This is a genomic window from Pseudomonadota bacterium (assembly GCA_016719885.1).
In the GTDB taxonomy this organism is placed as follows: domain Bacteria; phylum Pseudomonadota; class Gammaproteobacteria.
This window is the reverse complement of the sequence record JADJYF010000020.1, coordinates 23,495-36,755: the sequence shown is the minus strand read 5'-3', so window position 1 is coordinate 36,755 and position 13,261 is coordinate 23,495. Positions and strand designations below refer to the sequence as shown.

The 13,261-nt window shown below is 67.5% G+C and carries 10 protein-coding genes; 7 read left to right on the top strand and 3 right to left on the bottom strand.

The window, feature by feature from the left end; translation table 11 throughout:
• Nucleotides 1-40 precede the first annotated feature (40 nt).
• A complete protein-coding gene (locus tag IPM80_19470; GenBank protein ID MBK8960530.1) occupies nt 41-685 on the bottom strand; it encodes a hypothetical protein in 645 nt (214 codons plus the stop codon).
• Between the two features lie 124 nt (nt 686-809).
• Nucleotides 810-1,730, bottom strand: coding sequence for an AraC family transcriptional regulator (locus IPM80_19465; GenBank protein ID MBK8960529.1), 921 nt, complete (start codon nt 1,728-1,730; stop codon nt 810-812).
• 332 nt (nt 1,731-2,062) lie between these two features.
• On the opposite strand from IPM80_19465, the gene IPM80_19460 reads away from it, so the two are divergent.
• Entirely contained in the window at nt 2,063-2,698 is a 636-nt protein-coding gene (locus IPM80_19460) for a hypothetical protein (protein ID MBK8960528.1), read from the top strand.
• Nucleotides 2,699-2,703: 5 nt separating this feature from the next.
• Here IPM80_19460 and IPM80_19455 read toward each other — a convergent pair whose 3' ends face one another.
• Nucleotides 2,704-4,503 (bottom strand): helix-turn-helix domain-containing protein, encoded by a 1,800-nt coding sequence (locus IPM80_19455; GenBank protein ID MBK8960527.1) that lies wholly within the window; start codon nt 4,501-4,503, stop codon nt 2,704-2,706.
• 170 nt (nt 4,504-4,673) lie between these two features.
• Between IPM80_19455 and IPM80_19450 the strand changes: the two genes are divergently transcribed.
• The 6 genes from IPM80_19450 to IPM80_19425 are packed head-to-tail and all read left to right on the top strand — an operon-like array spanning nt 4,674 to nt 13,206.
• A complete protein-coding gene (locus tag IPM80_19450) occupies nt 4,674-6,602 on the top strand; it encodes a hydantoinase/oxoprolinase family protein (GenBank protein ID MBK8960526.1) in 1,929 nt (642 codons plus the stop codon).
• The gene (locus tag IPM80_19445; protein ID MBK8960525.1) at nt 6,599-6,985 is read left to right on the top strand and encodes an acetophenone carboxylase; all 387 of its coding nucleotides are present in this window, start codon (nt 6,599-6,601) and stop codon (nt 6,983-6,985) included. The genes IPM80_19450 and IPM80_19445 overlap by 4 nt, the downstream gene beginning before the upstream one ends.
• Nucleotides 6,982-9,120, top strand: coding sequence for a hydantoinase/oxoprolinase family protein (locus IPM80_19440; GenBank protein MBK8960524.1), 2,139 nt, complete (start codon nt 6,982-6,984; stop codon nt 9,118-9,120). The genes IPM80_19445 and IPM80_19440 overlap by 4 nt, the downstream gene beginning before the upstream one ends.
• Nucleotides 9,117-11,168, top strand: a complete 2,052-nt coding sequence (locus IPM80_19435) for a hydantoinase B/oxoprolinase family protein (GenBank protein ID MBK8960523.1) — start codon at nt 9,117-9,119, stop codon at nt 11,166-11,168. The genes IPM80_19440 and IPM80_19435 overlap by 4 nt, the downstream gene beginning before the upstream one ends.
• Complete coding sequence (locus IPM80_19430) at nt 11,165-11,890, top strand: hypothetical protein (GenBank protein MBK8960522.1); 726 nt, start codon at nt 11,165-11,167, stop codon at nt 11,888-11,890. The genes IPM80_19435 and IPM80_19430 overlap by 4 nt, the downstream gene beginning before the upstream one ends.
• Nucleotides 11,887-13,206, top strand: coding sequence for a phenylacetate--CoA ligase family protein (locus IPM80_19425; GenBank protein MBK8960521.1), 1,320 nt, complete (start codon nt 11,887-11,889; stop codon nt 13,204-13,206). Before IPM80_19430 ends, IPM80_19425 begins: the two co-directional genes overlap by 4 nt.
• Nucleotides 13,207-13,261 lie beyond the last annotated feature (55 nt).

Genomic DNA, 13,261 nt, shown 5'->3' with positions numbered 1-13,261 from the left:
CGTTTTCTCAATGCCTGCGCGGGCGCGCCGGCAGCGGGCGTCAGCGCAGATGGCCGTCCCGGATGACGTTGACCGCGGCGGTGTTGGTGGTGGTGGTGACGACCGTCGGCGCGGTGGCTGTCGCCAGCGGCTCGACCGAGGCATCGTTGTCGAGCGCCACGTCGGCGGCGCCCAGCTGCTCGGAGACGCTGACCGCGCCGCTCACCTCGGCGCCGACATTCAGCGCCGGATCGGGCGCCGCACCGAATTCCATGATGCGCGGATCGATGTCTTCACCGCCTCTTTGCACGGCTTCGGGCGGAATGTCCGCCACGTTCCAGCACATCATGCCGCAATCATCGACCGGCACCGGATCTTCGACGGCGAGCGGCTCGTCCACCACCTCGGGGGCGGGCTCATCGATCGCCACCGGTTCCTCTGCCGGTGCACCTTCATCAACCACGCCCGCGTCGGGTTCCGGCAGCGGGTCGTCCAGCACCACCGGCATATCGACAGGCGTTTCGTCACCGCCGGTACCGGGCTCGACCGCCACCACCGGTTCATCGACCGGCGCCGGTTCGACATCGGCGCCGGGCTGCAGCACCGGCACATCGGCTACGGTGACGTCCGCCACGGTCTCGTCGGCAAACGCCGGTGTCACGCCCATGGCCACGGCCAAGGCCGCGACCAGTGTGGCATGACGCAATCTGAAAACATCCTTTTTCATTTCTCTAAACCCTCTTGCATGGTTTTGCGAATCATCACCAGCGGCCGGCCTCGACATGCGATGGGTTGGATGAGGGCGCCAGACGGTGCTCGCGTTGAAAAGACTACTGAGCGTGGGGGCGCCCTGCCATCCCGCTATTGCTGAGTGTCGTGCGCTGGACACCCTTGCCGACGGGGGCGACGGCACGCGGCCGCGTGCCGCAGCTTTCCACCGGGAAGAAGATCTCGGCGACCAGGTCGCCGTCGCCACCGACGTCGCCGAGGCGGTGAAAGGCCGGCACGTCACGCATGCGTGCGCCGGATTGGGGATACCAATGCCAGCGCACCGCGGCGTGCGCGTCGTCGAGCGCGGCCAGCGTGCCGCGAAACTGGAACACCGCGTAATCGCCTGCCGCCACGCGCTTGCGCACCAGTTCGCCGTGCGGTGGCAGCGTGACATCGACGCAGGCGTCGTAACGGCGCCGCGCGCTGGGCGTGAGCTCCGGGCTGTCGCAGGGAATGCCGATGAGGCTGGCGGGCCTGGCGCCAGCCGCGTCGTTCAACAACGCGCGCAGCGCCGCCCACGCCGCCGGCGCGGCCTGGCCTTGCTCGCCGTAGCGGCGCAAGGCCAGCAGTTCCTGGGTCGGCAGCCGACGATATTCGACATCGCCGGGCTGGCACGGCAGGCAGCTCGCGCGGCGCGCGTGCATGCGCTGCGCGAGGTCACGCGGACTGTGACCGAACTGGCGACGAAACGCCCGCGCGAAAGCCGATGAACTGGAATAGCCGGCCAGCACGCTCGACACCGTGACCGAGGCGCCGTCCAGTAGCATGCGCAGCGCGGCGCGTTCCAGCGTGCGTCGCCTTACGTAGGCCGACACCGATTCGCCGAGGTAGCTCGACATCACGCGATGGAAATGAAAAGGCGAAATGCTCGCCAGGTTCGACAGGAATTCCACGTCGCTGCTTTCGCCGGGATGGGCGTCGATGTATTCCAGCACGTATTCGAGACGCGCCGCGCGACGCTGTCTTGCGCTTGCGTTCAAGCCTACCCCCAGGTTGCGATTTATTTTTGTCGGTCATCGCCGCGGCGAAGTCCCGTCAGCTATTCGCCGCGCAAGGGGAGAGAGTTCCCGTCAATTGCAAAAAACTGCGTCGCCATCGCGCGCGGCCAGCCGCGTGCGGCGGTGAAATGCGGCGTGGCCCGCAAATCATTCAGCACGATCGTGAAGAAGGGTGTATCAGCGGCGCGCGCCCGGTGTGGCGGTGACCATCTACCGACAATGCGCACAACGGGCACGCAAGGCGCCGCCAACGATGGCGAGGCAGCACGCGTCTCACAACCACCACCGTCCTGCAATACGGGAACACTCGCATCATGGGCAATACGCATTCCGAATCCACGGGTCTGACCACCACCGTACCGCGCCTGCTGTTGTTGCTGGTGCTGGTGCTCGGCACCGGCATCGTGCGCGCCACGCCCTTGCATTACAGCTTCGACCTCGGCGCCGCCGGGTCCGGCGATTTCACCATCAGGGCCGACGCCTCGGCGCCGCTCGTTGATCAAACCGAACTGGCCTCGTTCAACTGGCTGGTGAATGGCGTGGGCGCCTTCGATCTCGCCGACCTGTCGACCTTCAGCTTCAGCAACTGGAGTCCGTTGCTGGGCGCGTCGATCAACAGCTCGGGCTGGGTGTCGCTGGGCTTCGCCTTGAAGACTTCGACCTTGAGCGACACCGGCGTCGCCTGCGTGCTGTGTTTCAGCACCGCGCAGGTGGCCGCCCCCGGCACCACCGTGCAAGGCGCACTGGCCCGCACGCGCATCCGCGCCAGCGCATCGCCGTGCGGCACCAACCTGTGCACGAGCCAGACGCCGAGTCTCGCCCTCGTCGCCGAAGCGCTGGCCATTGGTCCGGCCGCGGTGCCGGAACCGAGCGCCATGTCATTGTTGGCGCTGGCGCTGTTGATGCCGGCCGCCACGCGTCGCGCACGGGGCGCGCGCGCCGCCGGCTGACGCCGTCAGCGCATGAGGCGAATCTTCAAGGCCAGTTCGATTTCGAGGCGCAAGTCGCCGCGACTCGGATCGCGGCCAAACGCCTCGCGCAATTGCTGCATGCGGTACTTGACGGTGTTCTGATGCACGCCGAGTTCGCGCGCCACCGCCGCCAGGTTGAAGTTGTGCGCGAGCAGCGCGGCCAAGGTCTCCAGCAGCGCGCCGCGCGCATCGCTGCGTAGCACCGGCGCCAGCACTTCGTCGACGAAATTGTCGTGCTCACGTGGCTGGTTGCCGCCGAGCAGCAGGCGATACACCCCCAGCTCCTCGAATTTCATGGTCGCGTTTTTCTGCGGCAGGCGTTCCAGCGCGCGTAGCGCCTGCTCGGCGCTCTTCAACGAGCGGCCGAGCTGCGCGGCGTCGTGTTCGGCACGGCCGATGCCGATGCGCAGGCGCACGCGCGCCGGCAGACCCTCGATCCCATCCACCGCCTGTTGCAGGCGTCGCACCTGGCCTCGTTCGGTGATGCGTTCGGCACCGGCTTCGTCGGTGATGACGACCAGGTGGTCGCGCCAATGCAGCAGCCGCACCCGTGAGCGCAGGCTGCCCAGGCTGCGTTCCAGCGCTTCGCGCAACACGCTGCCGTGACTCAAGGCCGGCGCCAGGTCGCCGGCCGGCGTGGCACGCAGTTCCAGGAGCAGCACCCTCCAGGGCGCGCGGCTCGTGATATCCAGCCGTGCCAGCAGGCGCGCCGCGTGTGCGCTGCTGATGCCGTCGTCGAACAGTTCCAGCAACGCAGCGTTGGCGACCTGGTTGGCGGTCGCGGCCAACGCGCGTTGATGCAGGAACTCCAGGGCCAGCAGGCTTGCGCCCTGTTCGGCCGCGCGCGTTTCCACGTCGTCAAGCGGCGCACCGTCCACCGCCAGCAGCAGGATGCCGGCGCGTTCACCGGCCAGCGCGATGGCGATGGCCGTCACCCGCCGCGGCGGCGCGGCGGGCAGGGTCAGGCTCACCGCGCGCCCGTCGCGCAGCGCGTGCTCGCCCAAAGCGTGGGCGACCTGCGCCGGGTCGAGCGGCCAGCCAAGAGAGGCGAGTGGGCGCCGCAGGTTGTCGAGCAACAGCAGCGGCCGGTTGAGCATGCCATGCAATACCGCGCACAGCGCTTCGACGCCGGCCGCGCGCTGCTGCGCCGCCAGCAGGCGTTCGTGGATCTCCTGCCCGCGCGCGAGGTGAGCGCGTTTGCGTGCCACGCCGCGTTGCAAGTCGACCAGTTCGAGCGTGGTGGCCAGCAGCGGCGCGAGCATGGCCAGCACCGCGGCGTCGTCCGGCGTGAAGTCGCCGTCGCGCTTGTTGATCGCATGGAAAATCCCGAGCGTGCGATCGTTCAAAACCAGCGGCACGGTGATGGTGTTGTGGGTATCGAACAGGCGCACGAAGCGTTGAATGAAGCGTGGGTCGTGTTGCGCATCGTTGGTCAGGCTCGGTTCGCGCGAGGCGAACACGCGCGCCGCATTGCCGCCATCCGCCACGCGCACGCGGTAGCGCGACACCACTTCCTCGGCCTGCACGCCGAAGGCCGGCGCTTTCAGCACCAGCTCCTCGCTTTCGGCGTCGTAGCGCATGAAGCCGCCGCCGCTGGCCTCGATGGCCGCGCACGCGTGCTCGATCACCGCGCCCAGCAGTTGCGCGTGGTCGCGGTGGGCGGCGAGCGCCGTGCCGATGGCGGCGAGCGCCGCCGCGCCGCGCTGGGGCGCCGGCGCCGCGGAGGCGGCGGCCGGGCGCGCGGCACCGCGCTTGGGCGCGGGCGAAGGACGGGCTCGGGCCATGGATGGGGTGTTCCTGTGAGATGAGGCCAGGAATTTAAGCACGCTTTTGTCCTTATCGGACATGGCGCGGCGCCCGGCATGTTCCTACCTTTGCGTCCAACAGCCCGGCGACCACGGATCGCGGGGCACGAGTCCGGCGCCGCACGGCGCCCCAAAGGGGAGACAGGCCTGTGTTGTGTATCGATGTCGATACTGGCGGCACCATGACCGATACCTTGGTGAGTGGCGGCGCCGCGCCGCTGCTGATCAAGGTCGAGTCGACGCCGCATGATGTCACCGTATCTTTCATGCAGAGCCTGGAAGCGGCCGCCGCCGCCGCCGGCTTTCGCGATCTCGGCAGCTTTCTCGACGAGGTGCGGCTGATCCGCTGGACCTCGACCCTGACCTCCAACGTGCTCGCGCAGCGCAAGGGCCCCAAGCTCGGGCTCATCGTCTCGCCGGGCTACGAGGACAGCCTCTACGCCGACGACCCGCAGGCCACCGCCGCGGTCATGCCGTCGCTGATCAAGCGCGAATACGTCAGCAGCCTGCCCGACAGCGCCGGCCGCGCCGAAATCGTCGCGACCTTGAAGTCGCTCATCGACCAGGGCATACGCCGCGTCAACGTGTCCCTGAAGGGCGCGTTCCCCGACGGCGCGCGCGAACAGGAAGTGATCCGCATCATCGGCGAGCAGTTTCCCGACCATTTCCTCGGCTCGGTGCCGGCCCTGGCCGGCAGCGAAATGCTGATGCGGCCCGATGACATGTCGCGCACCTACTACGCGCTCATCAATGCCTACGTGCACAACGCGCTGGCCAATTCGCTGTTCAAGGCCGAGGACCAGGTCAAGGTCGAGCACCACTGGAAGGGCGACATCCTGGTCGGACATCTGAACGGCGGCGTGGCGCGCATCGGCAAGACCAAGGCGGTCGACACCATCGAGTCCGGCCCCTTGTTCGGCACCCATGCCTCGGCCTGGGTCGCGTCGCGCGCCAAGCTCAAGAAAGTGTTGGCGATGGATATCGGTGGCACCACCGGCAAGGCCAGCGCGCTCAGCAACGGGCGCGTCGAGATGCGCCCCGACGGCAACATCTTCGGCATCCCGGTGCGCACCGCCATGCCCATCCTGCGCTCCAATGCGCTGGGCGGCGGCAGCGTGGCCAAGGTCGACGGCGGCGTGGTCACGCTCGGCCCGGAAAGCATGGGCGCGGCGCCGGGGCCGGCCTGCTACGGTCTCGGCGGTAACCAGGCGACCTTGACCGACGCGCTGGTGGTGCTCGGCGTGCTGTCACCGACCGCCTTTCTCAACGGTCGCCGCGTGCTGGATGTCGACAAGGCACGCGCCGCCATCAGCCGTCATGTCGCCGAACCGCTGGCCATCGACGTCGAGGCGGCGGCGGCGCGTGTACGCGCCACCGCCGTCGAGATGATGGCGACGCTGGCGCGCGATACCGGTGTCGAAGCGGGCTGGAAGAATCTCAAGGGCGTGGAACTGTTCGCCTACGGTGGCAATGGCCCGCTGTTCGGCACCGCGGTGGCCGACGCACTTGGCGTCGAGCGTGTGCACCTGTTCGCGCTCGGCACGGTGTTCAGCGCATTTGGCTCGGCCATCTCCGATGTGCTGCACGTCTACGAGTGCGCGACCGATGGCCGCGCCGCCAAGGTGCGCGAGGCCGGGCTCGAGCTGCTTGCCCAGGCGCGTCGCGATCTTGCCGGTGAAGGTTTCGACGCGGCCGCCGCGCGCTACGAGTGGACGCTGGAAAACGCCGCGCGCAAGCAGGTAAAGGCGCGTGCCAGCAGCGCGGCCGGCCTTGAAAAGCTCGCCGCGCGCCTGCCCGACGCCACGCTGCTCAGGCTCGACGCGCGCTTCGCCCTTGGCGAAGTGGCGCTGCCCGAGCATGTCGCGACGGCCGCGCCGCGCGCCGAGGCGCATCGCGCTTCGCCGCTCGCGGCGGCGCCCGGGCTGCCGGTCTACCAACACGCGAGCCTGCCCGGCCACCGCGTCGACGGGCCGTGCGTGGTGGACGGCGGCACCTTCACCTGGCTCATCGAGGCGGGTTGGACATTGGCTATCGACACGCACGGCGACGCCGTGGCGACGCGGGGGACACGCGCATGACGACGCTATTGCACATAGGCGACAACCTGGACCTCGCCATCGAAACCGAGCGCTGGATGTGCGGCAAGTGCGGCCACGACATCGGCTCGGCGCGCGACAACGTCAAGCGCGGCCTTCTGGTCGGCGAACGCGACCCGTCGGAGATCCATCGGCCACTGATCAAGGGCAATTACACCTTTTCGCCCAACCCCGAGTGGATACGTATTCTCGAATTTTATTGCCCGGGCTGCGGCACGCAGCTCGAGACCGAGTACCTGCCGCCCGGCCATCCGATCACCCATACCACGCAAATCGACCTCGACGCGCTGAAGGCGCGCCTTGCCGCCGGTGAAGTGGTGGTGGCGGATGGACACCTGCTGCCGGCAGAGGAGGTCAAGGCATGAGAAGCGTGGATATCGACGTCGGCGGCACGTTCACGGATCTCGTGCTGACTTTCGACGACAAACGCGTGATCGCGAAATCGCCGACCACGCCCTACGATCTTTCAGTGTGCTTCCTGAACGTGCTGGAAGACGGCGCCGACCAGCTCGAGATGGACGTCGAGCAGCTGCTGCCGCAGATCGAAGTGGTGCGCTACTCGACCACGGTCGCCATGAACCGCCTCATCGAGCGGCGCGGTCCGCGCCTGGGGCTCATGACCACCGAGGGTCATGAAGACGCCATCCTCATCGGCCGCGGCGCGCAGTGGTGCGACGGCCTGCGCATCGGCGAGCGGCGCAATCTCGCCGTGCAGCACAAGCCGGTGCCGCTGGTGTCGCCCGACCTCATCGCCGGCATCAAGGAGCGCGTCGATTCGAGCGGCAAGATCATGCGCGCACTCGACGAGGACGACGTGCGGGTGAAGCTGCGCCGTCTCATCGACAACGGCGCGCGCGCCATCGCCGTGTCGCTGCTGTGGTCCTTCGCCAACCCGGCCCATGAAAAGCGCGTGCGCGAAATCATCCGCGAGGAATACAAGGGCTACCACGTCGGCTACCTGCCGGTGGTGCTGTCCCACGAGGTGGTGGGCAAGGTCGGTGAATACGAACGCACCATGACCGCCATCCTCGACGCCTACCTGCAACGCTCGATCAAGCTCGAGATGGAGGCAACCTGGGACCAGCTGCGCGAGAAAGGCTACAAGGGCACCTTCCTTTTGACCCACAACACCGGCGGCAGCGCCGAGATGTTCAAGACCACCGCGTCACGCACCTACAACGGCGGGCCGATCTCAGGCCTCATGGGTTCCTATCACCTCGGGCGTGCGCTGGGTTACAAGAACGTGATTGCCTCCGACGTCGGCGGCACCAGTTTCGACGTCGGCATGGTGGTCGACGCCGGTGTGCGCTCCTACGAGTTCCGCCCGGTCATCGACCGCTGGATGGTCGGCATCACCATGCTGCAGACCACCACCATGGGCGCCGGCGGCGGCTCCATCGCGTCCATCAACGCGCTGTTGAATCGACTCGAGGTCGGACCGCGCAGCGCCGGCGCCATGCCGGGGCCGGTGTGCTATGACCTGGGCGGCGTCGAGCCGACCGTGACCGACGCCGACGTGGTGCTGGGTTATATCTCGCCGGACAATTATTTTTCGGGCCGCATGCCGCTGAACGCGAAGAAAGCGCGCGCCGCCATCGAAGAGAAGATTGCCCAGCCGCTCGGCATTTCCGTCGACGAGGCGGCGGCCATGATCCGCAACATCGTCGAGGAGAACATGGCGTCCGCCATCAAGCGCGAAGTGCATCTGCGCGGCTACCACCCCGAGGATTTCGCGATCTTCGCTTTCGGCGGCGGCGGGCCGACCCACGTCGCCGGCTACCGCGCCGACGTGCCGGTGGCGGTGATCTTCCCGCAGGCGCCGGTGTTCTGCGCGCTGGGCTCGTCGGTGATGGACATCATGCATGTCTACGAGGTGTCGAAGCGCATGGTGTTCATGGCGCCCATCACCGAACAGCTTTCGAGTGACTATGCCGGCTTCAACGAGGCGGTGCGGGGCTTGATGGAGCAGGCGCGCATCGACATCGCGGCCGAAGGCTTTGCGCTCGACAGCATCCTCTTCCAGGTCGAACTCGACATGCTCTACGGCGGCCAGGTGCACGTGAAGCGCGTGTCCTCACCCCATGTCGAGGTCGAGAACGCCGCGCAGATGCAGGACATCTACGACGCCTTCGAAGCGGAGTTCTCGGCGGCCTTCAGCCCGCACGTGGTGAACAAGCCGGGCGGCGTGTATCTCGACAACATCGTGCTGAAGGCGACGGTGCCGACCGAGAAGATGGCGATGCCGGAATACCCGCTGCAGGGGCCGGATGCCGGCAGCGCGCGCACCGGCCAGCGCGAGGCCTATTGGCCGGAGCTGCGCCGGCGCGTGATGACCACCGTCTACAAGTTCGAAGCCATGCAGCCCGGCCATCGTATCGAGGGGCCGTCGCTGGTCGAGGCGGAATTCACCACGCTGGTGGTGCCGCCTGGCCAGGTGTTCCACATCGACAGTCGCGGTCTTGGCATTCTTGAATACACCAAGGGAGGAGCGCAGGCATGAGCATCCCCACACTCGCGGAAAAACTGAAGGCGCTGAAAGTCACCGAGGCCAGCGCCTACGAGCGCGCCTGCGCCGACCAGGTCACGCGCGGCGCCTATGAAATCGCCGTGCAGCGCACCGCCGACATCCTCGACGAGGGATACGAGATCTTCATGCGCTCGTCGCGCAGCTCCATGGGCGTGGCCGGCGATTCCATCGTCGCCATGTTCAATGCCGCGGGCGACCTGGTGAACGCCTCGGCCGGTACCTACCTGCACGCCATCATTCCGCCGATCATCATCAAGTACATCCTGTCGCGCTACCAGGACAACCCCGGCATCTTCGACGGCGACATCTTCTATACCAACGATGCGCTGTATGGCGGCATCCACAACCCCGACCAGGTCGCCATCACGCCGGTGTTCTTCGACGGCAAGCTGGTGGCGTGGACGGCGGCGCTCTCGCACACCACCGAAACCGGCGCCAAGGAACCGGGCGGCATGCCGGTATCCGCCACTTCGCGTTTCGAGGAAGGCATGAACCTGCCGCCGATGAAGATCGGCCAGAACTTCCGCATCAACAACGACATCATCGAGTTGTTCCGCGCCTTCGGCATCCGCGCCGAGGCCAACGTGACGGTCGATTTGAAAGCGCGCGTGACCACCGCCGACCGCGTGCGCACGCGCATCGTCGAGATGTGCGCGCGCGAAGGCATCGATTTCGTGACCGGCCTGTTCCGTCGCATGCTGGACGAGGCCGAGGCCGGCTCGCGCAAGCGCCTCATGGGCTGGCCCGACGGTGTGTATCGCTGCGTGACCTTCTCCGACGCCGCCGGCAACCTGCGCGGTCTGATGCGCAACTGCTGCATGACCATGACCAAGAAGGGCGATGGCCTCCTGATCGATTTCACCGGCACCAGCCCGGAGAATCTTTCAAGCTACAACGCCCATCCGCAGGCGGTGATCGGGCATCTCGCCAACTACATCTACGAATACGTGTTTCATGACCTGCCGATCTCGAGCGCGACCTTCGCGCCCATCGATTTCCTGTTCCCGGAGGCGAGCTGCCTGTCGCCGACCGATCGCGCCGCGACCAGCAACTCGGTGATGATCTGCACCGGCGCCATGAGCGCGGTGGCCAACTGCATCTCGCGCGCGCGTTACCCGACCTACGAGTGGAAGCAGTCGACGGCCTCGATGGGCAACGGCGGCAACGCCACCGTGATCGCGGGCCTGTCGCAATGGCAGCAGCCGTTCGCCGACATGATTGCCTACCCCATCAACACCGAAGGGCAGGGCGCGCGTTCATGCTGTGACGGCATGGACGCCTACGGCTTTCCGTGGTGCGCTTTCGGCCGCGCGCCGGACGTCGAATCGATCGAGAACGAATTCCCCATGATCATTCCGTTCTCGCAGCATTGGCCGGATTCCGGCGGCCACGGCAAGTACCGCGGCGGCTGCGGCACCGCGCAGTTCTGGGCCGCGCACCACGTGCCGGCGCTGTACTTCATGGCCATCGCCGACAACAGCACCATCCAGACCCCGCAGCCGATCTTCGGCGGTTATTCACCGCCGACGGTGCCGGGCCTGTCCCTGCAGGGCACCAAGGTCAGTGAACTGCTGGGGGCGTTGGCCGACAAGAAGCTCGACTTCGAAAGCCTGGTCAACGGCAAGTTCGGCAAGCTCAAGACCGAACCCTTCGGGCGCAGCACGCGCGTCATCAACGGCGACGAGACCGTCACCATCGGCCTGTCGACCGGCGGCGCGGGCTTCGGCGACCCGATGGAGCGCGAGCCGGAGGGCGTGGAGCGCGATCTGAAGGCGGGCCTGGTGTCGAACTGGAGCGCGCGCCACATCTACCGCGTGGAATGGGATGCCAAGAAGCAGCGCGTCGATCTCGAAGCGACCGCCGCCCTGCGCCACGAAGCGCGCAAGGAGCGCATCGCGCGCGGCGTGCCTTTCGACCAGTTCGAGAAGGAATGGCTGACGCGCAAACCGCCGGCGGACATTCTCTCGCTGTACGGCACGTGGCCCGACGCGCAGCCGCTCGGCCCGGCGTTCCGGCCGTGAAGCCGCCGCGCAAACGGGTGCAGGCGATGGCGCAAGGCCGCGGACGCGGCGAGCGCGTGGTCGTGCCGCTCGCCTTCGAGGTGGCGGCGCGCATCTCGGCGCGGCCGCTGGATGAATTCCGCAACGACGCCACGCAGCTCGCCAACGGCCTCGGCGAATTGCAGCAGGCGGTGGCGGCCGATGGCGTGGTATGCGCGCTGGCATCACGCATGGAATGGGACTCGGCGGCCGGCGCCGGGCTCGACGTCGAGCGCATCACGGCGCAAGGCGCGGTCGGCGCGAGTCTCGAAGCCTGCCGTCGCCTGCGCGAAGTGCATGGCGACCAGCTGGTGCTGCTCGCCGGGTTGAGCGGCCCGGCCACGCTCGCGGCGCAGTTCGAGGTCGACCTGACCGCCGCCTGCGCTGCCTTCGCGGCTCTCACCAAGGCCTTCTGCGCCGCCGGCGCCGACGTCATCCTGCTCATGGAAGACGCTGGGTGCGAGTGCGGCGGCGAAGACTGGCAGGATGGCGTCAAGACCGCCGCCAACATCGCACGTTTTCATCAAGCCCTGTTGCTGGCATGGGATGGCGTGGGCGGCGTGGCCGCGCCGGTGCAGGTGGCACTGAGCGCGCCGGCGGCGAGCGGCGTCGGCATCGTCACCACCGAAGCCGTGGTGCCGGCCGAGGCCGACATCGCGATGTTGCGTCACTGGGTGACGACGGTCAGGGGCGCAGAGGCATGAATCATTCGCCGTATTGGAACGCCGGGGCCGAATGCGCGAGCGCGGCGCACACCGCGCGCCTGCACGACGACAAGCTGCGCCGGCAATTGAGCTATGTCGCGGCGAACTCGGTGTTCTACCAGCGCAAGTTCGCCGCGGCCGGTATCGACGTCGGCAAGATCAAGCACTGCGAAGAACTGGCGGCCCTGCCTTTCACCGAGAAGAGCGAACTGCGCGAGAGCCAGTTGGCGCTCGCGCCCTATGGCCATCACGTCGCCTGCGCGCCGGACGCGGTGCGACGCGTGTACTCCACCAGCGGCACCACCGGCCGACCGACCTATATCGGGCTCACCCGTCACGACGTCGAGGTGTGGCGCGAAGCGGCCACGCGCGCGTTCTGGACCAATGGCCTGCGTCCCGGTCAGCGCATTCCGCTGGTGGTGTCGCCGTTCGTGGTGGCGGCGTCCTATGCCGACGCCTTCGAACAGATCGGCACTTCCATGCCCATCGGCGTCAACATGACGGACCGGCTCATCGACGCCTTCCGCTTCGGCGGCGCCAGCGCGCTGTTGTGCACGGCTTCCTACCCGCTGCACTTCGCGCGGGCCTTGCAGGAGCGCGACATCGACCCGGCCACGCTGGGCCTGAAACTGATCCTGGCCGGCGGCGAGCCGGGCGCGTCGATTCCCGAAGTGCGGCGCCAGATCGAAACCCTGTTCAACGCACGCCTGATGGAATGCTCGGGCAATGGCGACTACTGCGCGATGGCGTGGGCCGAATGCGAAGAACGCCAGGGCATGCATTTCTGCGCGCAGGGCATCATCCATCCCGAGATCATCGATCCCGACAGCGGCGCGGTGCTGCCCATCGAAAAAGGCGTGCGTGGTGAACTGGTGTGTACTTCGCTGGAGCGCGAATGCATGCCGCTGGTGCGCTTCCGCACCCGCGATCACGTGGAAGTGACCCACACCGAATGCGCCTGCGGCCGCAGCGGCTTCGGCATCCGCATCATCGGCCGCACCGACGATCTGCTGATCGTGCGCGGCGTGAACGTCTACCCGGCGGCGGTGCGCGACGTCATCGCGAGTTTTGCGCCGGCCACCAATGGCGTCATCGAGATCCAGCTCCACGACGCGCCGCCCAAGGGCTGGGAGCCGCCGGTGCACATCAAGGCCGAGGTGCGCGCCGAGGCCGGCGATCTGCACGCCCTGGCGGCGGCCATCGAAGCGCGCCTGCGCGACAAGCTGATCTTCCGCGCCAGGCTCGAGCTGGTGCCGGAACACACGCTGCCGCGCTACGAATACAAGGCCAAGCTGGTGCGGGAGCTGTATCGCTGATTGCCGTCCATCCTGGCCTGAAGCCTGGCCCCGAGACCGGCGTCAGCGGCAAATC